The following is a 22,646-nucleotide window of genomic DNA, read 5'->3' as shown; positions in this document are numbered from 1 at the left end:
GGAGAAAAGAATGAAAATATTATTAACAGGCTTTGATCCCTTTGGAGGAGAAAAAATTAATCCTGCATGGGAAGCTGTAAAAAAAGTAAGAGATGAAATAAATGGATCTGAAATAGTAAAACTTCAAATACCTACAGTATTTGGTAAAGGACCTAAAAAAATAGAAGAAAAGATAGAAGAAATAAATCCGGATGTTGTTTTATCCATAGGACAAGCTGGAAGTAGATCTTGTGTAAGCGTTGAATATGTAGGAGTAAACGTAAGAGTTGCAAGAATACCTGACAACGAAGGAAACGAACCTATGTATGAAAAGATACATGAAGATGGAGAAGACGGATATATTTCAAATCTACCAGTTCCTAAAATTGTTGAAAATATAAAAAAAGCAGGACTTCCTGCCTATGTATCTTTCACAGCAGGAGCTTATGTATGTAATGACGTTTTATATTCAATAAGATATTTAGGTCAAAGAAAATTTAAGGGTTTAAAGAGCGGCTTTATTCATGTTCCTTTTATTGCAGAACAAGTAATAGATAAACCTGCAGGAACACCTTTCATGAACAAAGAAGATATTGTAAAATCAATAGAAATAGCTCTTGAAACAATAATAGAAGAAAACAAATAAAAAATTCCGGAGACTTGTATCTCCGGTATTTTTTTAATAAATTTAAAAGAATTATGATATAAATAAGTATGAGTACCTTGAAAATGGGATTCAAGAAGCTCAGAAATATTTTGGTCAATGTTCGGCAGAGGAATCTTTTATAATTAATGATGCTGAATTTAGATATGTTGGTACTTGGAGATCATTTAGAATGAATCAATATCTTAGAACAGGTGATTTATCTGTATTTGAAGGTAATGATGAAGAATATTTAAAAACAATAAATACTTTAAAGAACGTTATCAATTCTAATACAACTCACAAAGATTTTATTTGTGATAGATATGTAGATGGAAATTGGCTCAAAAATTTTATTTCAGATTCAAGTATTGATTCTAATATTGCTTTTGAGGATATTGCTGAAGAATTGAATAAGAATGTTGGTTATGTACAACAACAAAAAGGATTTATTTCTGCGAGTGTTACACCTACAGACAACGTGTTTACAGATAGACCTATTAAAATAGAATTATACGTTCCAAAAGGAACTCATTGTTATGCAACACCTAATGACTATGAAAGTGAAATTATATTTAATACTGGAGTAAAATTTAATTTAAGAGAAGCTAAGTTTGAAAATGATAATTTAATATTAAAGATATTAGTTGAGGAGTGATCTTATGAAAAAAGAAACAGTAAAAGAATTTTTTGAAAGAAAAAGTAAATTAAAGTCCCCATTTGAAGCAACAAATAAGGAATTAGCTGATTCGAGATTTTGTGATGATGTTGATTTTAAATCAAAAGAAGAAGAAAAATATTTTTGTAGTTTACCTGATTCTATAGCAGGAGACGAAATAAAACGATTAACCATTGGAATGGAAAAATTTGGTTACGACAATAAGAAAAAATTAAATGACCTAAATAAGTCGTAAAACTGTTTAAAATCTCTTTTGTTTTAGTCCTGGACAAGACTTTAAAAGGTCTTTTTTGTGTGGGAATATAGCTCATTTAGGTAGAGCAATCAACTTTTATTGATGAACACAGGTTCAAATCCTGTTATCCCCGCCATTTTGGTTGTAGGACCTAAACCTACATAACTCTATTAGTATTGGTGATACTTAAAATTAACCTGAGGAGGAAATAATGAAAAAAGAAGAACTATTGGAATTAGGATTAAATGAAGAACAGATTCAAGGAGTTTTCAAGTTAAATGGTCAAGATATTAATTCTATTAAGTCAGAAAGAGACAATTTAAAGTCTGAACTCGAAGTTGCAAATAATAAAATTTCTGATTTTGAAAAAATTAATGTTGATGAAATCAAATCTGAAATAGAAAAATATAAAAATGAAATTTCTGATTTAAAGCTTAATCATTCTATTGAAAATTCTCTAATGAAATCTAAAGTTAAGAATCCTAAAGCGGCTAAAGCACTATTGGATATGGAAGTTTTAAAGAATTCCAAAAATTTTGATGTTGATTTAGAAACTCAAATTAATAATCTCAAGAAATCAGATGATTATTTATTTGAAGTTGAAGGAAGCTCAGTAGGTGGTGCTGGTTCTGTAAATGAACCTAATGTTAAAGATATGACTTATTCACAAATGATGGAATACTTAGAAAAGAATCCAGGTGCTAAAATTTAAGGAGGAATAATATGCCAGCTATTTTTGATGCAAAATATTTTAATGCGGAAGTCTTTACACCATGCCATGGTCTATAACGCAAAAACTGAAATCAAAGACCCAATCAAATGGGGAATAAGTGGGATTTCACTTTATCCATTCTATAATCCTAAGTCGGAGGGGTTTGTCGGAGCATATGCCGATGTACTAAGAGCGACGAAACATACCGCTATAGGCTTTAAAGGAAATAAGGTCTACTTAATAGCAAGTGATAAAAGTCTTACATTAGATGACTTTAGAAAAGGCTTACTAAATAGTCGAATTGCTTTTGATGGGTTGATAAATTTAGACGGTGGAGGCTCAACACAGATGACTTTTGGCGGCAAAAAGCTGATATCGTCTGTAAGGGCCCTAAATCACCATATAAGGCTTTTAAATGTTTAGACGAGAAATTGCATTAAAACGCGCCAAAGAAAATGAATCTAATAATTAAGTTTAAACCTCGTTGTGATGAAAGACCTTGGTTAATCGCCCGTGAAGATGGAGAATATAAACAACATGCACATTTGAGAACAAAACAAGAAGCTTTAAAAGTCAGAAATTTAATTGATCGCTGGGTATATCCTTATAATAAAAATTATAAAATTGCAGTCAAAAGACTTTTAACTGAAGAAGAATTTAAATCCTTAGATAAAAAAGATAGGTATTTTAATAGAAGAAAATTTTAGCTTTGTTGTCAATTTGTTGTCCGAAGCCTAATTATGATTAAATATGATTGGATATACAAAAATAAAGAAACGTGTAAATTTCAATCAAAAAGTTATATTTAAATAAAAATAAATAAAAGCTCCCATTTATGTTATAATTAGAACATGCTGATGTGGCTCAGATGGTAGAGCAGTGCACTCGTAATGCACAGGTCGGGGGTTCGAGTCCCCCCATCAGCTCCAAAAATGTTATGAAATATTTATTTATATATAGTACAAAAGCCGGGAAAAATGATTTTAATAAGTTCCATAGAGAAATTAAAGATTTTTTTATAAAAAAGTCTTTAATAGAAAATTGCCAATTTGTTTTTACAGAAGATGAAAATCATGGAAGAAGGGCGGCAAAAAAATTTGCCCTTGAAAATAAAGAGGGAATAGTTTATGCTTGCGGCGGAGATGGAACCCTATCTGAAATAGCAAATGTTTTAAAAAATACAAATATAGCCTTGGGACTTATACCAATGGGAACGGCAAATGATTTTTCGAAAATATTTGATTATGAAAAATTCACCTTAGACGACTTAATAAATCCGCAAATAAAAAAAATAGACACAATAGAAATAAATAAAACTCATACATCTATAAATATTGCATCAACGGGCCTGGATACAAGAGTTTTAGAATATGCAAGGGAATATGCAAAAAAATATAAATTTTTAGGAAAAAGGATTTATGACCTTGCAACTTTAAAAGTATTGTTTAACAATAGGGGACAAAAAATAAAAATGTTTATAGATGAAAAAATAATTGAGGGGACATATACTCTTTGTGCTTTTTGTAACGGATCTTATTATGGAGGAGGATTTAATCCTGCGCCTAATAGTATTTTAAATGACGGTAAAATGGAAATAGTCTTAGCGGAATTTTTAAAAGTTCCTGAAATTATAAGACTTATACCTAAATATAAAAAAGGTCAAATTTTTAATGAAGATAAAATTAAAATCTTTAAGGCGGAAAATGTAAAAATTGAACTCCCAGAAGAAATTAATTTAAATATTGATGGAGAGCTTTTAAAAGATAGAGAATTTAATTTAAAATTAAATAAAGAAAATTTAAAATTTGCTATCCTTGCAAATTTAAAAAATAAAAACCAAATAAAATAATGCTTCATTTGAAGCATTATTTTTTTAAATTTAAATTAAATCGTCTTTTATAAATTGACGGAGCTTTGGAATTAAAAATCCCTGAGCCATCGTTTCCATTTCAGCTTTATTTTTTAAAAGCTCAACAATTTTCATTCCCATGGCAATTGCAAGACCGGGGCCCATGGCAGTTACCATATTATCATCAATGCAGATTGGAAGATCTTTTGGATTTTTAATACTTAAATTTTCTTGAAATCCGGGAAAACATGTAAAACTTTTGTCTTTTAAAAGTCCTGCCTTATCTAAAGCAATAGGGCCGGCACAAATTGCACAAACAAGTTTTCCGTCTTCATAAAAGTCTTTTATTAAGTTAAGGACCTTTTTATTTTCTGATAAATTCACAGCTCCAGGAAGACCGCCAGGAATATAAAGAGCCCTGTAATGATTGGGATTTATATCTTCCAACAACTTATCAGCCTTAATTTTAACATTATGGGAGCTTAAAACAAGAAGTTCCTTTTCCGTTGAAACTAAATCACAAATAAGATTTGCTCTTCTTGCCATGTCTAAAACAGTGAGAGCTTCCACTTCCTCAAAACCTTCTGCAAGTAAAATTATTAAATCTTTCATAAAAACTCCTTTCGTAATAAATTTATCCAAAAATAAAAAATTAAAACAAAATAAAAAGACGATTTCCTAAGAATAAAATTAGGAAAAAATAAAAAATCAGAGAAAAACATAAAATATTTTTGTATTTAATACCAAAAAATTGCAAACAATAAGTATTTTAAAGAATAAGAAAGAAAAATTTTAATATTTTTAATATAATATAAATGTAAAAAAGATAATTAAAATGTTTTCATAAAAATAAACCGATTAATAATTCAATCGGTTTATTACATTTTAAAAAATAATATGAGGTGAATAAAATGGGCAAAAGAATAGTACTTGCACTTGGCGGAAATGCACTTGGAAATACGCCTGAAGAACAAAAAGAAGCAGTAAAAATAACTGCTGAATCAATAGTAGATTTAATTGAAGCAGGAAATGAAGTTGTAATAGGACATGGAAACGGTCCTCAAGTAGGTATGATTAATCTTGCAATGACAGCAGCAAGCGAATCAGCAGCAAAAACACCTGCTATGCCTTTCCCTGAATGTGGAGCAATGAGTCAAGGATACATTGGCTATCATCTTCAAAATGCAATTGAAAATGAACTTGCAAAAAGAAAAGTTGATAAATCTGTAGTAACTTTAGTAACACAAGTTTTAGTAGATGAAAAGGATCCTGCTTTTTCAAATCCTACAAAACCAATAGGATCATTCTACTCAAAAGAAGAAGCTGATAAAATAGTAGCTGAAAAAGGATATACCTTTAAAGAAGACGCAGGAAGAGGTTACAGAAGAGTTGTAGCATCACCAAAGCCTGTTGATATAGTAGAAAAAGCATCAATAAATGCAATTTTAAAAGCAAATCAAGTAGTAATAGCCGGTGGCGGAGGAGGAATCCCCGTTATTAAAAAAGACGGACAACTTGAAGGAGTAGCAGCAGTAATAGACAAAGACTTCACATCAGCAAAACTTGCAGAACTTGTAGATGCTGATATGCTTGTAATTTTAACAGCAGTAGAAAAAGTTGCCATAAGATTTGGAAAGCCAGATCAAGAATGGTTAAACGAACTTACAATAGCAGATGCACACAAATATATTGAAGCAGGAGAATTTGCACCTGGTTCAATGCTTCCAAAAGTAGAAGCAGCACTAAGCTTTGTAAACTCTAAAAAAGGAAACAAGGCACTAATCACAAGCCTTGAATCTGCAAAAGACGGAATTGCTGGCAAGACAGGAACAACAATAGTTAATAATTAATATAATTTTTAAAAGAAGGTTTTTTAAAGCCTTCTTTTTTTTTAATAAGATTTTATATTTTCTTAAGATTTAATTCACAAATATTTAAATTCTCTAAGTTATATTATTTGTGGAGGGAAAATATGAAATTTATAAAATTTATATTTAAAACAATAATAAGATTAATCTTTTTAATATTTTTAATTTTTCTCATTTTAAATGCTGGAAGATTTTTACAAAGAGGAAATTTAAATTTTTTACATATAGGAAAAGAAAATCATAAAGTCCTTAAAGATTTAAAAGAGCCTCTTGAAAAGTATTTAAAAGAAAATTATAAGGCTTATTATGACCTTAAAAATATAAAAATAAAAAAATAAAAGAAGAAGATGGAGGGATAAGTTTTACTGGAAACTTTAAAATGACCCTTAATAAAAAGCCGGAAGACTTACCATTTTTTAAAGCTTTAGAGGACAGCAAAATAAAAGATCCCCAGTTTTTAAAATATAAAAAAATACCTTCTGAGCTTAGCAAATAAAAATTATAATAAAAATCAAGAAACAAGTATAAATTTCTTTTTGCCCTATGGAAAAAATAAGGTGGAAGATTTAAAACTTAAGAAAAATAAAGATTATCTGCCCATAACAAATCTGAAAATAGATGATGATATTTTGTATAAAAGGGGTCAAAGGGCGGTAAAATCCTTTGCTTATTTTAAAAAACCAGTCTTTAATTTGGATAAGTCGGTAAAATATTGTAGAGAAAATTGGAATAGAGAGCCACAATACCAAAATGATTGTGCAAATTTTGTGTCCCAATGTTTAGTTGCAGGAGGCCTTAAAGAAAATGAGGATTTTAAACCTCAACATATAAATTATATTTCTACAGGTTATGGAAGAGAAAAAACAGGCTTGGTTAAATATCTTGAAAAAAATAATATTCATGGCCTAATAAAAAACAGATCTCTTGCAGTGGAAGGTTCAGTTGTATATTGGAACAATTTTTCCCATGTAGGATTAATAACTTATAATGACACGATTTTAATAAAATATTCAGCCCACACCTTGGCAAAATTAAATGAGATAATCCCAGAAAAATTAGATGTAAAATTTTATTCTCCCATAATAAAAAGTAATTAAAAAAAACCCTAAAATTTTTTTAGTATTTTAGGGTTTTTTAATTAAGCAAAAGTTTCTTTTAAATAATTTATAATGTCCATGGATTCATACATGGGCTTATCTCCAATGAAAAGACAAGGCACTTGGCGTTTGCCACCCTTTTCAACTAAAAACTTTTCAGCTTCCTTATCTTCATCAATGTTTATTATTTCAACTGCACTTATATTTTTTTCTTCAAGAAATTTTTCTACCTTTCTGCAAAAAGGACAAACTGTTCTTACATATAATCTTAAATTTTCCATAATTACCTCCTAAATTAATGATACCCATCTTAAATATTTTTAAAAAGTTTTATTTTTGATATAATGATAGAGAGGTGAATTATGGGTTTATTAGATGAACTTTTTAACAATTTGGGAGATATCACTGAAAGTCTTCAAGGAATAAGTGTGAATTTAAAAAATAATGCAAAAAAAATAAAGAAAACCGGTAAAATTCGTTTGGAAATTGTTAAAGAAGAAAAAAAACTGAAAGATACATATGAAGAATTGGGAAGACTTTATTATGATAAGTTTTATAATAATAAAGAAGTTGATCTTGATGGTCTTGCCCTTAAAATTGAACCTATTCTTGCGAGAATAATGGCTCTTGAAAATTCTTTAAAATTGGCAATGCAGGAATCAGATATAAGTGACGACAACTTAGATGTTAATTCCAAACACTTTGAAGAAAATTACAATAAGGAAAATAAAAGAGAAAGCTACATCTACATTGATGAAGAAGATTTGAAATGATTAAGAAAAATTTAAAAATAGATGATATAAATATTGCCTATATTGATAAGGGAGATAAAAATAAAGATGATGCCCTTATAATTTTACATGGCTGGGGCGCCTATATCGAGTCTATAATGCCAATTTTTAATTTAATTGAAGATAGATATGTCTTTGCTTATGATGCACCTGGATTTGGGGCTTCTGATGCGCCTAATGAAGTCTGGGGCACTTATGAATATAGTGAATTTTTAAAAAAAATTTTAGATAAGTTAAATTTAAAATCTGCAAGTTTTATAGGTCATTCCTTTGGCGGAAAAACTTTAAGCATTTTTGCCGCAAAGTATCCGGAAAAAGTTAAGGGGCTGGTTTTAATTGATGCTTCAGGGGTTTTACCTAAGAGAACTTTTGACTATTATTTTAAAGTTTATTCCTATAAGCTTATGAAAAATATTTACAGGATTTTTAAACCCTTTATTGGAGAAAAAAAACTGGAAAGTTTTAAAAAATCTCGCGGTTCCGATGATTATAATGCGGCTCAGGGAATAATGAGAAAAATTTTTGTAAAAGTTGTAAATGAGTCTACGGAGTCTTATTTTGAAAAAATTAAGGCAGATACTCTTTTAATATGGGGCAAAAATGACGATGCAACTCCTCTTTATATGGGGGAGGTTTTTAATAAAAAAATAAAAAATTCAGGACTTGTGGTTTTAGATGGGGGGCACTACTCTTATCTTGATGATTTTAATTCTTTCGGTCCTGTTCTTAGATCTTATTTAGGAGAAATTAAATGAATTTTGGAATTTTAGATATATTACGTCTTACTCTTTACTTGGTATATGTTTTTTTAGGTTATTTATTATGCCTGGCAAGGGGAAGATACATGCTTAATATGTTGCAAATTGAAGAATATAACAATTCTAAATTTGCTATATGGCTTAAAGAAAATTTAAATAAGGTTTTTTCTTTTACAAATACTACAGATGCAAAAACTCCCCTTGTGATGACTGACAGGGCAAAGAGGTTATATAAACTATTTTTATTTATAAATTCAGTTCTTTTTGCAGGAGTTTTGGGTCTTTTATTTGCAAAATTCAATGACTTAGGTCTTGTAATAATTGTTCTTGTTTTATTGATAGCTCTTATTCAACCCTTAATTCTTTTAATTGCCAATGGAATAAGAAGTCCTTTAGAAAAGAAAATTAATATGGGATTTTATAAATCCGCTCAGGAAAAAATAATAAAATATAAAAAAAATGGTCTTAAAGTAGTGGGCATCACAGGTTCTTTTGGAAAGACCAGTGTAAAATTTTATTTGGAAACAATTTTAAGGGAAAAGTTTAAGGTACAAAATTCACCTTCTTCTTACAACACCCCCATGGGACTTTCAAAGGTTATAAATAATGACCTAGAAGAGGAAAGTCAGATTTTTATTGCTGAAATGGGAGCCTATAAACCTGGAGAAATAGATGAGTGTGCAAAACTTGTTATGCCTGATATTGGAATTTTAACTGCAGTAGGGCCTACTCACATGCAATCTTTCAAGACCATTGAAAATATACAAAAGACAAAGTATGAATTAATTGAAAATCTTCCGGAAGATGGGACTGCAATTTTTAATTATGACAACGACTATGTAAAGCCTCTTGCAGATAAAACTTTAAAAAAGACTATAAGATACGGTTTAAAAGACAATGAAAAATTAAGTTTAAAGGCTGAAAATATAGTCCTGGATGAAAGGGGTTCAAGCTTTGATTTAAGCTATGAAGGTAAATCTCTTCCTTGCACAACAAAACTTTTGGGAGAACATTCAATTCAAAATTTACTGGGAGCTGCAGGAGCCGCTCTTACTTTAGGAATGAGCCTTGAAGAAGTTGTGAATGGAATAAAAAAAGTAGAACCCGTTGAACATAGACTTAATTTAATTGAAGGGGGAGGAAATGGAGTAATAGTTATAGATGATGCTTTTAATTCAAACCCTGTAGGTTTTCGTGCCGCTTTAAAAGTCTTAGGTGCCTTTAAAAATGGACGAAAGATAATTATAACTCCCGGTATGGTTGAACTGGGAGATATGGAAGAAGAGGAAAATTATAAGATAGGAAAAGTTATGGCTGATGTCTGCGACTATTCCATTCTTGTTGGTATAAAAAGAACAGCTCCTATTAAAAGAGGTCTCGAGGAAATGGGAGTTGAAAGTGATAAAATTATAGTTGTAAAGAATTTAAATCAAGCAATGTCTGAGCTTTCAAAAATCACAAGACCAAATGATGTTGTGCTTTTTGAAAATGATTTGCCGGATACTTATGAGGAGTAAAAAATGGAAAATATTGCAGTTATTTTTGGGGGAAGAAGCGTAGAACATGAAGTTTCCGTAATAACGGGGATGCAAGTTGTGGAAAATATGGATAGGACAAAATTTAATCCAATTCCTATTTTGATTACAAAAGACGGTAAATTCTTAAGCGGAGAGGGTCTTAAAGATTTCGGAAATATAAAACATAAGAGATTTGAAAATACTCAAGAAGTATTTTTTAAGCCCATTTATAAAGATTTTAATCTTTATACCCAAGTGGAAGAAAAGGGAGGACTTTTTAGTAAAAAGACTGAATCGACTCAAATTTATAAAAAAATAGACGGAGTATTTATTGCCCTTCACGGAACTTTTGGAGAAGATGGATGCATCCAAGGACTTTTTGAACTTATTGGAATACCCTATATAGGTTGCGGAGTTTCAGCAGCTGCAGTGGGTATGGACAAGGTTCTTATGAAAAAAGTTTTCGGCTCTTTTAATATTCCCATGACTGATTATTTTTATTTTTACAGAGATGGTTTTAATGAAGACCAAATCATAGAAAAAGCTGAAAAAATAGGCTATCCTCTTTTTGTAAAGCCTGCAAACTTAGGCTCAAGTGTAGGAATTTCAAAGGCAAAGGACAGAGCTTCTTTTATAGAAGCTATAGAAGTTGCCAAAAATTATGATAGAAAAATCTTAGTTGAAAAAGCTGTAGAAAGCCCAAGAGAAATAAACTGTGCTGTTTTAGGTTATGAAAATGACCTTATAACTTCCCTTTGTGAAGAACCCTTAGGATGGAAGGACTTTTTATCTTATCAAGATAAATATATGGGATCTGGAAAAACTAAAAGCGGTGGAGGAATGAAAAATCAAGAAAAAAATCTACCGGCTAAAATTTCTCAAGAGATGAAGGAAGAAATAGAAAATCTTGCTAAAAAAGCATTTTGTGCTATAGACGGAAATGGCGTTGCAAGAGTGGATTTTTTAGTTGATAAGGATAAGGTTTATGTAAATGAAATCAATACCCTGCCTGGATCAATTTCTTTTTATCTTTTTGAACCTATGGGAATAAAAATGACAGACCTCATAACAAAACTTATTGAGTTTGGAAAGAAAAGAAATGGACAAAGAAATAAAAACATTTATTCTTATGATTCAGATCTATTTAATAAAACCACTTATGGGGCGAAATTATAATGATTGAAGATAAAATTTTAGAATATATTAAAGAAAATCCTGGCGTTGGTTTGGGAAAACTTCCTAAAATCTTTCAAGTAGATAAATACAATAGAAAAGAATTTATAAAAATGATTGATGGTCTTGAAAAAGATGGAAAGATTTTTATAGATAAGCATGAAAAGATTTTTTTAGTAGACGGAGTTAAATATGTAAGAGGAAAAATACAGGGAAACGAAAAAGGTTTTGGCTTTTTAATATCTGACATGGCAAAGGACATTTATATTGCAAAAGAAGATATGAATTCTGCCATGAATAAGGATATTGTCCTTGTAAAAATAAAAAAGGATCAGAAAGATAAAAAACCAGAAGGAAAAGTTTTAAAAATAATAAAAAGAGGGGAAGAAAAAATAATAGGAGTACTTCAAGCCTCAAAAGACTATGGTTTTGTAATACCTGATGATCCTAAATATAGTAGTGATATTTATATACCAAAAGAAGAAATAAATGGCGCTCAAGACGGACAAAAAGTAGTAGTAAAAATAACAAAATGGGCCGAAAAAAATAAAAACCCTGAAGGAAAAATAAAGGGCATCTTAGGTTATGTGGGGGAGCCGGGAGTAGATATACTTTCCATAGCTCAAAGCTTTGATATACCTTTAAAATTTCCGAAAAAAGTTTTAAATGAAGCAAAATATATACCCCAAGAAATTTCTGAAAAATCTTTAAAGGATAGGGCAGATTTTAGGGACCATACAATTTATACAATAGACGGAAAAGATTCAAAAGACTTTGATGATGCTATAGAAGTTTGTAAAAACACAGACGGGACATATTTTTTGGGAGTTCATATAGCAGATGTAAGTCAATATGTAAAAGAAGCCTCTTATATTGATAAGGAAGCTTTTAAAAGAGGAAATTCCTATTACCTTATAGACAAAGTAATTCCTATGCTTCCAGTTGAACTTTCCAATGGCATTTGTTCTTTAAATGAAGGAGTTGAAAGGCTCACCTTATCTTGTCTAATGACAGTGGATCAAAAAGGAAAAGTAATAAAATCGGAAATAAAAGAATCTGTAATAAAATCTAAAAGAAGACTGGTATACGATAATGTAAGTGACTATCTTGAAAAAGGAATAAAACATGAAAGTCTTGAAGGCCTTTATGAAAGTCTGGATTTAGGAAAAGAACTTGCTGAAATTTTAATGAAAAAAAGAGAAGACAGGGGAGCTATAGATTTTGACTTTCCAGAAAATGAGTTTGTCATTAACGAGGAAGGCCACCCTCTTGAAGTAAAAATAAGCGAAAGAAGAATAGGCAATAAGCTTATAGAAGAATTTATGATACTTGCCAATGAAACAGTTGCAGAAACCTATTATTGGATGCAAGTTCCCTTTTTATACAGAATTCACGAAGAACCGGAAGAAGAAAAAATCGATACCCTAAATGCAGCTATAAGACATTTAGATTTAAAAGTAAAAGTTTCACAAGAACTGCAACCTATAGAAATACAAAAGCTTATAAAAAAAGTGGAAGGAAGTCCGGAAGAGCTTTTTGTTTCAACTCTTGCCCTTAGAAGTTTGCAAAAGGCAAGATATTCGGAAGTAAATGATAAACACTTTGGACTTGCATCAAAATATTATTGTCACTTCACATCACCTATAAGAAGATATGCGGACCTTACAATTCATAGAGTAATAAAAGATATAATTCATGGAAGACTTTCTGAAAAAAGAATAAAAAGTCTTGAAGCCCTAATGCCTTTAATAGCAGATAAAACTTCAATGATGGAAAGAGTTGCTCAAAGCGCCGAAAGAAAAGTGGATGCAGTTAAAATGGCTGAATACATGAAAGATCACATAGGAGAATCTTTTGAAGGTATAATCTCATCTGTTACAAACTTCGGAATATTTGTCCAACTTCAAAATTTAATTGAAGGCTTAGTGTCCTATCAGTCCATGGACGAGTACTTTGAATATGATGAAAATGAATTTTGTGCAAAAAGTACACAAAGTAATAAAAGCTACCACATGGGAGATAAGGTAAAAGTAAAATGTCTAGGAGCAGATTTGATTGCAGGGACAATAGACTTTGAATTGGAGTAAAAATGGCAAAAGAACAAGAAAATTTTCTTGCACAAAATAGAAAAGCAAGACATGAATATTTTTTAGATGAAACTTACGAAGCTGGAATAGTTTTAGTAGGAACGGAAGTTAAATCTATAAGAAAAGGAAAATGTAATATAAAAGATGCCTACTGCCAAATAAAAAATAGAGAAGTTTTTATAGAAAATATGCACATAAGCCCCTATGAACAAGGGGGAATTTATAATGTGGATCCAATAAGAGAAAGAAAACTTCTTTTAAATAAAAGTGAAATAAGAAAATTGGACAGGGCAATTTCTCAAAAAGGTTACACAATAATTCCAACAAAAGTTTATTTGGTAAGAGGCAGGGTAAAAGTTGAGATAGCCTTAGCAAGAGGTAAAAAACTTTACGACAAAAGAGATGCAATAGCAAAAAGAGATGCAGATAGACGCATAAAACAATATGAAAAAAATTAAAAATAAAAAATTTAAAAACATGGAAAATTTTATTTCCATGTTTTTTTAATATAAAAAACAAAAATGCTTCACGTGAAGCATAAAAAATTAAATTTTAAAATGCTCTATATAAAGCGTAAAAAATATCTTATAAAAAAATAAAAAATTTTTTTGAAAAATATTTGCAAAAAAAATAATAGATGTTATAATAAAGCTAAGGTCAAAGAAGGTCAAACATAAAAGCGAAAAAATATTAAAACAAATTTGATCTGTACAAGGAAGTGAAATATATGGAGTATAAAGATTATTATAAAATTTTAGGCGTTGAAAAAAGCGCATCAGATAAAGAAATTAAATCAGCCTTTAGAAAGCTTGCAAAAAAATATCATCCGGACTTAAATCAAGGTGATAAAAAAAGTCAGGAAAAATTTAAAGAGATAAACGAAGCTTATGAAGTGCTTTCAGATAAAGATAAAAGACAAAAATACGATACCTTCGGATCAAATTATGATTTCAGTCAAGGAACAAACTTCGATCCCTCTCAATATGGTTACACCTATACGAGCGGGGGAAGTGGAGGAAATTTTTCAGACTTTTTTGATTTAATTTTCGGTAGAGATTCTTCAAAGGATAGGGGTTTTAGTAAGGGAAGCTTTGGTGGTTTTAATATGGGAGATATTTTTTCCGATATGACTTCTTCAAGAAGCAGAAAACCTCAAAGAAAATCCTATGAAACTGAAATTAGTCTTTCTTTAGAGGAAGCTTATAAGGGAACTGAAAAAAAATTAAAACTTAATATAAATTCAAAATCTGTGGATATTGATTTAAAAATTCCATCAGGTATAGGCCCTAGTAAAAAAATCAAAGTTAAGGGTGAAAAATACGGAGTTAATGGAGATATTTTATTTAAAATAAAATTAATACCTAATCACAATTTTACCCTTGATGGCTTAAATTTAACTAGTAAGGTTAATATTTTCCCGTGGGATGCAGCTTTAGGAAAGGATCTTTTAGTAGATACCTTAAATGGAAAAATAAAATTAAAACTTCCCGCAGGTTTTAAGGGTGGAAGCAAAATGCGTGTAGCAGGCAGAGGTTTTAAAGACTTAAAGGGCAAAAAAGGAGACTTATATATAGAATTTAACATTGTAAATCCTCAAAGCTTAAGCCAAGACCAAAAGGATTTATATGAAAAGCTAAGAGATTTAGATAAATAGAAAAAAGAAAATAAAAAGAAAAAGGTGATAATATGAATTTTGAAAAGTGGACGCAAAAAAGCGTAGAAGCTTTACAAAAAGCTCAAAATCTTGCAAATGAATTTGGAAATCCTCAAATAGAAGATATCCATTTAAATCAGGCTTTAGTGTCTGATAATGAAGGTTTGATTTCCAAAGTATTATCATATATGGGAATTAATCCAGATTTAGTAAAAGACGATTTGAAAAAGGAAATTGAAAAACTTCCTAAGCAAAGAGGGGGAAATATATCTCCCAGCCAAGATCTTGCCGTAATAATAAGGGACGCAGATAAGATAAGAGATGAATTTGCAGACTCTTATACTTCCGTTGAACATCTTTACATGGCAATGATAAAACGTGGAGGAAAGTCTAAAGAAATTTTCAAAAAATTTAACATAAATATGGAAAATTTTCTTGAAAATCTTCAAAAAATAAGAGGCAATCAACACGTTACCAGTGATAATCCGGAAGATACTTTTGATGCTTTAAATAAATATGGTAGAGATTTAACTATGGAAGCTCGTGCCGGAAAAATAGATCCGGTTATAGGTAAAGATGAAGAAATTCGTAATGTAATAAGAATTTTATCAAGACGTACAAAAAACAACCCCGTTTTAATTGGAGAACCTGGTGTAGGTAAAACTGCCATAGTTGAAGGACTTGCCCAAAGAATAGTATCAGGAGATGTTCCTGAAGGTTTAAAAACAAAGACTATTTTCTCTCTTGACATGGGTTCATTAATAGCAGGAGCAAAATACAGGGGAGAATTTGAAGAAAGATTAAAGGCTGTTTTAGGGGAAGTAAGAAAAAGCGAAGGTCAAATAATATTATTTATAGATGAAATTCACAACATTGTAGGTGCAGGGAAAACAGATGGTGCTATGGACGCATCAAACCTTTTAAAACCTATGCTTGCCAGGGGAGAACTTCATGCAATAGGAGCAACAACCCTTGATGAATTTAGAAAATATATAGAAAAAGACCCAGCCCTTGAAAGAAGATTTCAAAAAGTCTTAGTGAGCGAACCAACAGTAGAAGAAACCATTTCAATTTTACGTGGAATAAAAAATAAATACGAAATTTATCATGGTATAAGGATTTCCGACTCAGCAGTAATAGCTGCAGCAGTTCTTTCAGACAGATATATTTCAGACAGATTTTTACCGGACAAGGCAATTGATTTAATGGATGAAGCCTGCGCCATGTTAAGAACTGAAATTGACTCCATGCCAACGGAAATAGACCAAGTAAGACGTAAAATTCTTCAATTGGAAATAGAAAGGGAAACTTTAAAAAAAGAAAAAGACGACCAAAGTTTAAAGCGTCTTCAAAATATAGAAGAAGAACTTTCTAAAGAAAAAGAAAGCTATGATCTTCAAAAGGCAAAATGGGAAGCAGAAAAGAAAGACTTAGACAGAGTAAAAGAACTTAAAGAAAAAATAGAAGATATAAAACACAAAATAGAAGAAGCCGAAAGAAAATATGATTTGGAACAACTTTCAGTTTTAAAATATGGACAACTGCCTGAACTGGAAAAACAATTAAAAGAAGCAGAAAAAATAACAAAAGACGAACATTCCATGGTAAAGGAAGTAGTGGGAGAAGAAGAAATCAGACAAGTAATAAGCCGCTGGACAGGAATAGCTCTTGAAAAATTAAATGAAACTGAAAAGGAAAAACTTTTAAAATTAGACCAAAGACTTCACCAAAGAGTAATAGGGCAAGACCAAGCAGTAGAAGCAGTATCAGACGCCGTATTAAGAGCAAGAGCAGGTCTTAAATCACAAAATAGACCCATAGGTTCATTTATATTTTTAGGACCCACAGGAGTAGGAAAAACTGAAACAGCAAAGGCCTTAACAGAAGACTTATTTGACGATGAAAAAAATCTTATAAGACTTGATATGAGTGAATATATGGAAAAATTTTCAGTATCAAGACTAATAGGATCGCCACCAGGATATGTAGGCTATGAAGAAGGGGGACAACTTACAGAAGCTGTAAGACGTAAACCCTATTCAGTAGTCTTGTTTGATGAAATAGAAAAAGCCCATCCAGATGTATTTAATATACTCCTTCAAGTATTAGACGACGGAAGACTTACAGACAATCAAGGAAGGACAGTAGACTTTAAAAATACTGTCATTATAATGACAAGTAACTTAGGCTCATCAGACCTACTTGAAGGAATAAAAGAAGACGGAGAAATTTCTCAAGAAGCAAAAGACGCTGTAAATGAAAAATTAAAAAGAGAATTTAGACCGGAATTTTTAAACAGAGTAGACGAAATAGTTTTATTTAAGCCTCTTATGAAAGATCAAATATTTAAAATAATAGAAGCTTCAATAAAAGAAATAGAAGACCGTTTAAAAGAAAGGGAAATAAGCTTAAAAGCAACAGAAGAAGCAAAAGAATATATTTTGAAAAATTCTTACAACATTCAATATGGAGCAAGACCTGTAAAAAGATATATTCAATCACAAATTGAAACAAAACTTTCAAGACTTATAATAGCAGGAAAAGTAATAGAAAAAAGTAAAGTTGAAATAGTTGTAAAAGACAATTCCCTTGATCTTCAAGTAAAATAATAAAAATTAAAAAATTATAAAATCTCCTTAAGGAAATAACTTTAAGGAGATTTTTTTGTGAAAAGCCGCTTTTATTTTTACAATTTCCTTACATTTTATAAAATTTCAAGTTACATCTCTATTGTAAACTTAAAAAAAGAGGAGTGTGTATGAATTGAGACTTAAACTTGAAAACATTTGTAAATCTTTCGGGAAAAAAGATGTCTTAAAAAATATAAATCTTGAAATTGAATCCGGAAAACTTACAAGTTTTTTAGGACCTTCAGGTTGTGGCAAGACAACTCTTTTAAGAATTATAGCAGGTCTTGAAAAACCTGATAGAGGGAGAATATTTTTTGATGATGTTTGTGTTTTTTCTAAAGATGAAAATATAGATCTTCCAACGGAAAAAAGAGGGTTGGGATTTGTATTTCAAGATTTCTCACTTTGGCCTCATATGACTGTTTATGACAATGTTGCCTTCGGTTTAAAAGTTAAAGGAGATTTTAAAAATATTGATAAAAAAGTTAAATCTGCTTTGAAAAAAGTAAGGCTTGAAGGATATGAAAAAAGATATCCATCAATGCTTTCTGGTGGGGAACAACAGAGAGTTTCTTTTGCAAGAGCCATAGTCATAATGCCGGGATGTATTTTGTTTGATGAGCCCTTATCTGCTCTTGATGCAATTTTAAGAAAGCAAATGCGTCTTGAACTTAGGGAACTTATAAATGAACTTTCAATCACAGGAATATTTGTGACCCATGACCAAACTGAGGCAATGAGTATGAGTGAAAAAATTGCGGTTTTTCATAATGGTTTCTTAGAACAGTACGATACTCCTTACAATATATACAATCATCCTAATAATGAATTTGTTGCAAGTTTTATAGGACTTGGAAATTGGATTAAGGATGATCTTATGTTTAGGCCTGAAGTAGCAAGTTTGAATGACTTTGAAGGTGCAAAAACTTTCAACACAATTGTTTCAAAAGTGCAGTTTTTAGGGAACTCTTATCTTTTAAACGTTAATCATAACGAAAAAACTTGGAGTATTTTTTCTAATGAAAGATTAGATGTGGGGGATAAGTTGACTATTCATATTGATGAAAAAAACTTTATTAAGATTTAGGAGGAATTATGAAAAAATCTATTATTGGAATTTTACTTTGCTCAATTTTACTTTTAAGTGCTTGTGCTAACGGAAATTCAAAAGAAAACTCTAAGGCTAACTCTGAAAATAAGGGTGAAAATGTGTCAGATAATAAAAAAATTACCGTTTATATGCCTTCTCCAGCAAAACTTACAGAAAAATTAACTGAAGCCTTTAAAGAAGAAAGTGGAATTGAAGTTGAAGTTTTCCAAGGCACTACAGGAGAAATTTTAGCAAGACTGGAAGCTGAAAAGGCAAATCCTATTGCAGATGTTGTAGGTCTTGCATCATGGTCTGACGGTTTAAGCTTAAAATCTCAAGACATGTTAATGTCCTACGAAATAAAAAATAAAGATAAAAGTGTAGAGGGATGGATTGATGAAGACAATGAACTTTTCGGTTACTGTGCCTCTGCAGTTGGAATTATTTATAATACAAATGCCTTTAAAGATTTAAATGCAGATTGGAGCGAACTGTCAGATCCTAAATATAAAGGCCAAATTGCAATTCCAGACCCTGAAAAATCCGGAGCTTGTAAAGACTTTCTTGCAGCATATATAGATAATTTCGGTTGGGATGATTTTGAAAACATGGCTAAAAACGGTTTAATTGTTCCAGGAGCAAATAAAGCTGCCCTTGAATCTGTAACAACAGGGGAAACTGGAATTTTAGTTGCAGGAGTTGATTACAATGCCTACACTTCAAAAAAGAAGGGTGAACCCATAGACATTTATTATCCTAAGAGCGGAACTGTTGTAAATCCTCGTCCAGCTTTAATTTTAAAATCAGCACCTAATCCTGAAGGAGCTAAAAAATTTATAGACTTTCTTTATTCAGATAAGGCTCAAAAGATGGTGGCAGAAGCTTTTCTTATTCCAGGAAGAAGCGACATTGAAATGGACAATAGAGCAGGTCTTAAAGATATAAAACAAATTCCTACAAATTGGGAAAATATGATGAAAATAGCAACAGATTCAGCTAAAAAATTAAACTCTCTTGTTGCCAAGTAATGAAATTTTTTAAAAAAAATTTAAATTTGATAATTATAGGAGTGATTTTAATATTTTTAATTATCGCTCCTCTTTTATCTGTTTTTTTAAAAGCAGTAATAATTGACGGAAAATTAAATTTAAGCTTTTCTCTTGAAGTTTTTTTCAAAAAAATGAAAATTTGCAAATGATTTTAAACTCTTTGCTTTTGGGAATTTTAGTCGTAATAGTTTCCACACTTATTGCAGGACCCTTAGCATTTTTGTTTTCAAGAACGGAACTGGCAAATAAAAAAATCTTTGAAATTTTATTTCTTATACCTTTTATGACGCCTCCATATATCGCTTCTATGGGTTGGATATTGTTTATGCAAAAAAATGGACTTTTACAACAGATAGTTCCCATGTTTAAGGGAAGTGAAAATTGGTTTTTCACATTAGCAGGCCTTGTTCTTGTTATGAGTTTGCATATATTTCCATTTATGCTTACTATTTTAAAAAACGCAATGGCAAACATACCAAACTCTCTTTTAGAAGCGGCGAAAGTTTTTGGAGCAAATTCAAAAATAAGAATGATAAAAATTTTTTTGCCACTTTTATACTCAAATTTTGCCATAGGAGGTCTTTTAGTTTTTGTAAAAACTTTAAGTGAGTATGGAACTCCATCTACATTAGGAAAGCGAATAGGCTTTAGTGTATTTACCACAGATATTCATAAATATGCAAGTATTGCACCGGTGGATTTCGGAAAATCAGCAGCTCTTGCAAGCTTACTTATGGGTATTTGTATTTTTATGTGGCTTATGCAAAATATCATAACAAAAAAAGCCAGCTATAATTTAGTTGGAGGTAAAGGTTTAAAAGTATCTCTTATAAAACTTGAAAAAGGAAAAAAATTTTTAGCCTATCTGTATATTTTTTTAGTTATATTTATTTCAATTATAATTCCATACTTTTCTATAATTTCATCATCTCTTATAAAATTGAGGGGAATTGGATTTAAAATGGGAAATTTCACAACGGCAAACTACCATGAACTTTTTTTTGAATCTCAAAAGGGAATGGAGGCCATTAAAAATTCATTTTTATTGGCATTTTGCTCAGCTACAATTTGCGTAATTTTTGGAACTTTAATAGTTACAATGATATTTTATAGTAAAAATAAACTTGGAAAAACTATAGAAGGAATAGGACTTTTACCTGAAATGCTTCCAGGTATAGTAATAGTAATAGGAATAATGATTTTTTGGAACCGTTTATATAAAATTTTACCCCTATACAACACCATGGGAATAATGGTTTTAGCTTATGTAATTTTATTCTTGCCATATACAATATCCTATGTAACAAGCGGATATACACAAATTTCTGAAAATTTAGTAGCGGCAGGAAAAGTTTTCGGAGCAAGTCCCCTATATATTTTTAGAAAGATAAATTTACCCCTAATATTAAAATCAGTTTTTTCAGCATGGATGATGACCTTTATAATAGGCTTAAGAGAACTTGTCACAGCATCATTAATTTCACCGCCAAATAAGCTTGTAATATCCACATTTATAGTTCGTGAATTTGAACAAGGATCCATATCTTTAGGAATGGCAATGGCATTGATAACTGTTTTAATAACAACCACAAGTTTAATTTTAGTCAGATTATTCTTAGAAAGGAAAAAGATATGAAATTTAAAATTGCAGGAGGAGTGGGAGAACACGGAAGAAATTCTTTTTACTTTGAAGGTGAAAAATTTTCAATTTTATTTGATGCAGGCATAAAAAATAAAACCTTATTGCCTGATTTAAGTAAAAAAGAGATAAAAAAAATTAAATATGTTTTTTTATCCCACATTCATAAAGATCACAGCGGAGCTTTAGATTTAATTTTTCAAAATAATAGAAACTGTACGCTTATAACAAGCTATGAAACTTTTAAAATGCTTAAAAAAGTTTATCCTACAATATATCTTGAAGACATAGATGAAAAAGTTGACGGCATGAAAATCCAGTGGGGAAGAAGTGGCCATGCCAAAGGGGCGGTATATTTTAATTTGGAATTTGAAAATAAAAAGATTTTTTATTCAGGAGATGTAAACTTTCAAACAAAAGTCTATAAATATGACCTAATAGAAGATCAAAAAGCCGATTTTGCAATAATTGATGCAGCTTATGGATTTAACGAAAATAGTTTTGAAAAACAAAAAGAAAAATTAATAAAAAAAATAAAAGAATATTTAAAAATTACAGATAAAATATTTTTTCCAGTCCCTGAATATGGAAGAGGACTTGAAATTTTAAAAATTCTTGAAGAAAATTTTGACTATAAAATTTATGGAGATAAAAAAATAAGAAAAGCATTCTCTTGTGGATTTAACAACTTTTGGCAAAATGAAAAAGTAAAATTAGACCTTTTTCCCATTAAAAATAAAATGAAAGGCTTTATATTTTTACAAGACCCACAATTAGAAAATAAAGAAAGCTATAAAACAGCAATAAAAATAATTGAAAATGGTGGAAGAGGAATTTCTACAGGAACATTGGAAAAAAAATCGAAGGCCATGAAACTTTTAAATAAAAATAAAATGTCTCAAGTAATTGTTCCAACACACTTAAATTTCAATCAATATAGAGAAATTCTTGAAAACAATAATTTCAAAATGGCAATTCCTTTCCACACTATATCATTTAATTGCCCTAAAAAATTTGAAATTTAAAATTTTATAAGACTAAAAATAATTTGCTATAAATTTATAAAAATAGTTTATAATAGGATTAAATTGAACAAAAACATAAGATGTATTGAAATAGCAAATGATATTTAGTTAATTCTAATTTGAACGCCAACATGAGATGTAAAAAATTTTTTAAAAATGTGCTTGTAATTT

General features: G+C 30.2%; 25 protein-coding genes and 2 tRNA genes. 25 read left to right on the top strand and 2 right to left on the bottom strand.

Features of this window, described 5'->3' with window-relative positions; all coding sequences use genetic code 11:
- The first annotated feature begins 10 nt into the window (after window positions 1-10).
- The 9 genes from HMPREF1253_RS04600 to HMPREF1253_RS09905 all read left to right on the top strand — a co-directional run bounded on the left by HMPREF1253_RS04600 (window position 11) and on the right by HMPREF1253_RS09905 (window position 4,097).
- The gene (locus tag HMPREF1253_RS04600) at window positions 11-625 is read left to right on the top strand and encodes a pyroglutamyl-peptidase I (RefSeq protein WP_023055486.1); all 615 of its coding nucleotides are present in this window, start codon (window positions 11-13) and stop codon (window positions 623-625) included.
- Window positions 626-815: 190 nt separating this feature from the next.
- Complete coding sequence (locus HMPREF1253_RS04595; RefSeq protein ID WP_023055533.1) at window positions 816-1,280, top strand: ADP-ribosyltransferase; 465 nt, start codon at window positions 816-818, stop codon at window positions 1,278-1,280.
- A 4-nt stretch (window positions 1,281-1,284) separates the two neighbouring features.
- Window positions 1,285-1,536 carry a hypothetical protein gene (locus HMPREF1253_RS04590; RefSeq protein WP_023055499.1) on the top strand — a complete coding sequence of 84 codons (252 nt, stop codon included), beginning with the start codon at window positions 1,285-1,287 and terminating at the stop codon, window positions 1,534-1,536.
- A gap of 61 nt (window positions 1,537-1,597) precedes the next feature.
- Window positions 1,598-1,672: transfer RNA gene (locus HMPREF1253_RS04585), tRNA-OTHER, on the top strand.
- A gap of 75 nt (window positions 1,673-1,747) precedes the next feature.
- Window positions 1,748-2,248, top strand: coding sequence for a phage scaffolding protein (locus HMPREF1253_RS04580; RefSeq protein WP_023055572.1), 501 nt, complete (start codon window positions 1,748-1,750; stop codon window positions 2,246-2,248).
- Window positions 2,249-2,275: 27 nt separating this feature from the next.
- Window positions 2,276-2,671: a phosphodiester glycosidase family protein gene (locus HMPREF1253_RS04575; RefSeq protein ID WP_036739426.1), complete on the top strand. Its 396-nt coding sequence runs from the start codon at window positions 2,276-2,278 to the stop codon at window positions 2,669-2,671.
- A 32-nt stretch (window positions 2,672-2,703) separates the two neighbouring features.
- A complete protein-coding gene (locus HMPREF1253_RS04570; RefSeq protein ID WP_036739424.1) occupies window positions 2,704-2,955 on the top strand; it encodes a hypothetical protein in 252 nt (83 codons plus the stop codon).
- Window positions 2,956-3,101: 146 nt separating this feature from the next.
- Window positions 3,102-3,177 (top strand) — tRNA-Thr (locus HMPREF1253_RS04565).
- 8 nt (window positions 3,178-3,185) lie between these two features.
- Window positions 3,186-4,097, top strand: a complete 912-nt coding sequence (locus HMPREF1253_RS09905) for a diacylglycerol kinase family protein (RefSeq protein WP_023055526.1) — start codon at window positions 3,186-3,188, stop codon at window positions 4,095-4,097.
- Window positions 4,098-4,127: 30 nt separating this feature from the next.
- On the opposite strand, the gene HMPREF1253_RS04555 is transcribed toward HMPREF1253_RS09905, so the two are convergent.
- Complete coding sequence (locus HMPREF1253_RS04555) at window positions 4,128-4,709, bottom strand: DJ-1 family glyoxalase III (protein WP_023055482.1); 582 nt, start codon at window positions 4,707-4,709, stop codon at window positions 4,128-4,130.
- Between the two features lie 299 nt (window positions 4,710-5,008).
- On the opposite strand from HMPREF1253_RS04555, the gene arcC reads away from it, so the two are divergent.
- The 3 genes from arcC to HMPREF1253_RS04535 all read left to right on the top strand — a co-directional run bounded on the left by arcC (window position 5,009) and on the right by HMPREF1253_RS04535 (window position 7,062).
- The gene (gene arcC / locus HMPREF1253_RS04550; protein WP_023055616.1) at window positions 5,009-5,947 is read left to right on the top strand and encodes a carbamate kinase; all 939 of its coding nucleotides are present in this window, start codon (window positions 5,009-5,011) and stop codon (window positions 5,945-5,947) included.
- 122 nt (window positions 5,948-6,069) lie between these two features.
- Window positions 6,070-6,303 carry a hypothetical protein gene (locus tag HMPREF1253_RS04545; protein ID WP_023055487.1) on the top strand — a complete coding sequence of 78 codons (234 nt, stop codon included), beginning with the start codon at window positions 6,070-6,072 and terminating at the stop codon, window positions 6,301-6,303.
- A gap of 219 nt (window positions 6,304-6,522) precedes the next feature.
- Entirely contained in the window at window positions 6,523-7,062 is a 540-nt protein-coding gene (locus HMPREF1253_RS04535) for an amidase domain-containing protein (RefSeq protein ID WP_036739417.1), read from the top strand.
- A gap of 41 nt (window positions 7,063-7,103) precedes the next feature.
- Here HMPREF1253_RS04535 and HMPREF1253_RS04530 read toward each other — a convergent pair whose 3' ends face one another.
- Window positions 7,104-7,343, bottom strand: a complete 240-nt coding sequence (locus HMPREF1253_RS04530) for a glutathione S-transferase N-terminal domain-containing protein (protein ID WP_023055507.1) — start codon at window positions 7,341-7,343, stop codon at window positions 7,104-7,106.
- Between the two features lie 81 nt (window positions 7,344-7,424).
- Between HMPREF1253_RS04530 and HMPREF1253_RS04525 the strand changes: the two genes are divergently transcribed.
- The 13 genes from HMPREF1253_RS04525 (at window position 7,425) to HMPREF1253_RS04470 (ending at window position 22,475) form a co-directional block, all read left to right on the top strand.
- Window positions 7,425-7,835 carry a hypothetical protein gene (locus tag HMPREF1253_RS04525; protein WP_023055567.1) on the top strand — a complete coding sequence of 137 codons (411 nt, stop codon included), beginning with the start codon at window positions 7,425-7,427 and terminating at the stop codon, window positions 7,833-7,835.
- The gene (locus HMPREF1253_RS04520) at window positions 7,832-8,608 is read left to right on the top strand and encodes an alpha/beta fold hydrolase (RefSeq protein WP_023055539.1); all 777 of its coding nucleotides are present in this window, start codon (window positions 7,832-7,834) and stop codon (window positions 8,606-8,608) included. The genes HMPREF1253_RS04525 and HMPREF1253_RS04520 overlap by 4 nt, the downstream gene beginning before the upstream one ends.
- Window positions 8,605-10,128: a UDP-N-acetylmuramoyl-tripeptide--D-alanyl-D-alanine ligase gene (gene murF, locus HMPREF1253_RS04515; RefSeq protein ID WP_023055576.1), complete on the top strand. Its 1,524-nt coding sequence runs from the start codon at window positions 8,605-8,607 to the stop codon at window positions 10,126-10,128. Before HMPREF1253_RS04520 ends, murF begins: the two co-directional genes overlap by 4 nt.
- Before the next feature lie 3 nt (window positions 10,129-10,131).
- Complete coding sequence (locus HMPREF1253_RS04510; RefSeq protein WP_023055478.1) at window positions 10,132-11,304, top strand: D-alanine--D-alanine ligase family protein; 1,173 nt, start codon at window positions 10,132-10,134, stop codon at window positions 11,302-11,304.
- Complete coding sequence (gene rnr / locus HMPREF1253_RS04505) at window positions 11,304-13,388, top strand: ribonuclease R (RefSeq protein ID WP_023055559.1); 2,085 nt, start codon at window positions 11,304-11,306, stop codon at window positions 13,386-13,388. Before HMPREF1253_RS04510 ends, rnr begins: the two co-directional genes overlap by 1 nt.
- A gap of 2 nt (window positions 13,389-13,390) precedes the next feature.
- Entirely contained in the window at window positions 13,391-13,846 is a 456-nt protein-coding gene (gene smpB, locus HMPREF1253_RS04500) for an SsrA-binding protein SmpB (RefSeq protein WP_023055601.1), read from the top strand.
- A 269-nt stretch (window positions 13,847-14,115) separates the two neighbouring features.
- Window positions 14,116-15,042: a DnaJ C-terminal domain-containing protein gene (locus tag HMPREF1253_RS04495; protein ID WP_023055581.1), complete on the top strand. Its 927-nt coding sequence runs from the start codon at window positions 14,116-14,118 to the stop codon at window positions 15,040-15,042.
- A gap of 32 nt (window positions 15,043-15,074) precedes the next feature.
- Window positions 15,075-17,651, top strand: a complete 2,577-nt coding sequence (clpB, locus tag HMPREF1253_RS04490) for an ATP-dependent chaperone ClpB (protein ID WP_023055527.1) — start codon at window positions 15,075-15,077, stop codon at window positions 17,649-17,651.
- Between the two features lie 154 nt (window positions 17,652-17,805).
- The gene (locus HMPREF1253_RS04485; protein ID WP_023055586.1) at window positions 17,806-18,759 is read left to right on the top strand and encodes an ABC transporter ATP-binding protein; all 954 of its coding nucleotides are present in this window, start codon (window positions 17,806-17,808) and stop codon (window positions 18,757-18,759) included.
- Window positions 18,760-18,767: 8 nt separating this feature from the next.
- Window positions 18,768-19,790, top strand: coding sequence for an ABC transporter substrate-binding protein (locus HMPREF1253_RS04480; RefSeq protein WP_023055528.1), 1,023 nt, complete (start codon window positions 18,768-18,770; stop codon window positions 19,788-19,790).
- On the top strand, window positions 19,790-19,960 hold the full coding sequence (locus HMPREF1253_RS10105) for a hypothetical protein (protein ID WP_155803733.1): 171 nt from the start codon (window positions 19,790-19,792) through the stop codon (window positions 19,958-19,960). Before HMPREF1253_RS04480 ends, HMPREF1253_RS10105 begins: the two co-directional genes overlap by 1 nt.
- 17 nt (window positions 19,961-19,977) lie before the next feature.
- A complete protein-coding gene (locus HMPREF1253_RS04475; protein ID WP_162146341.1) occupies window positions 19,978-21,447 on the top strand; it encodes an iron ABC transporter permease in 1,470 nt (489 codons plus the stop codon).
- Window positions 21,444-22,475, top strand: a complete 1,032-nt coding sequence (locus HMPREF1253_RS04470) for an MBL fold metallo-hydrolase (RefSeq protein ID WP_023055582.1) — start codon at window positions 21,444-21,446, stop codon at window positions 22,473-22,475. The genes HMPREF1253_RS04475 and HMPREF1253_RS04470 overlap by 4 nt, the downstream gene beginning before the upstream one ends.
- Window positions 22,476-22,646: the final 171 nt, after the last annotated feature.

Origin of the sequence: Peptoniphilus sp. BV3C26, assembly GCF_000478985.1 — a bacterium.
Taxonomy (GTDB): domain Bacteria; phylum Bacillota; class Clostridia; order Tissierellales; family Peptoniphilaceae; genus Peptoniphilus_B; species Peptoniphilus_B koenoeneniae.
Note: the sequence above shows the minus strand (reverse complement) of the source record. Positions and strands in the feature narration are given on the sequence as shown.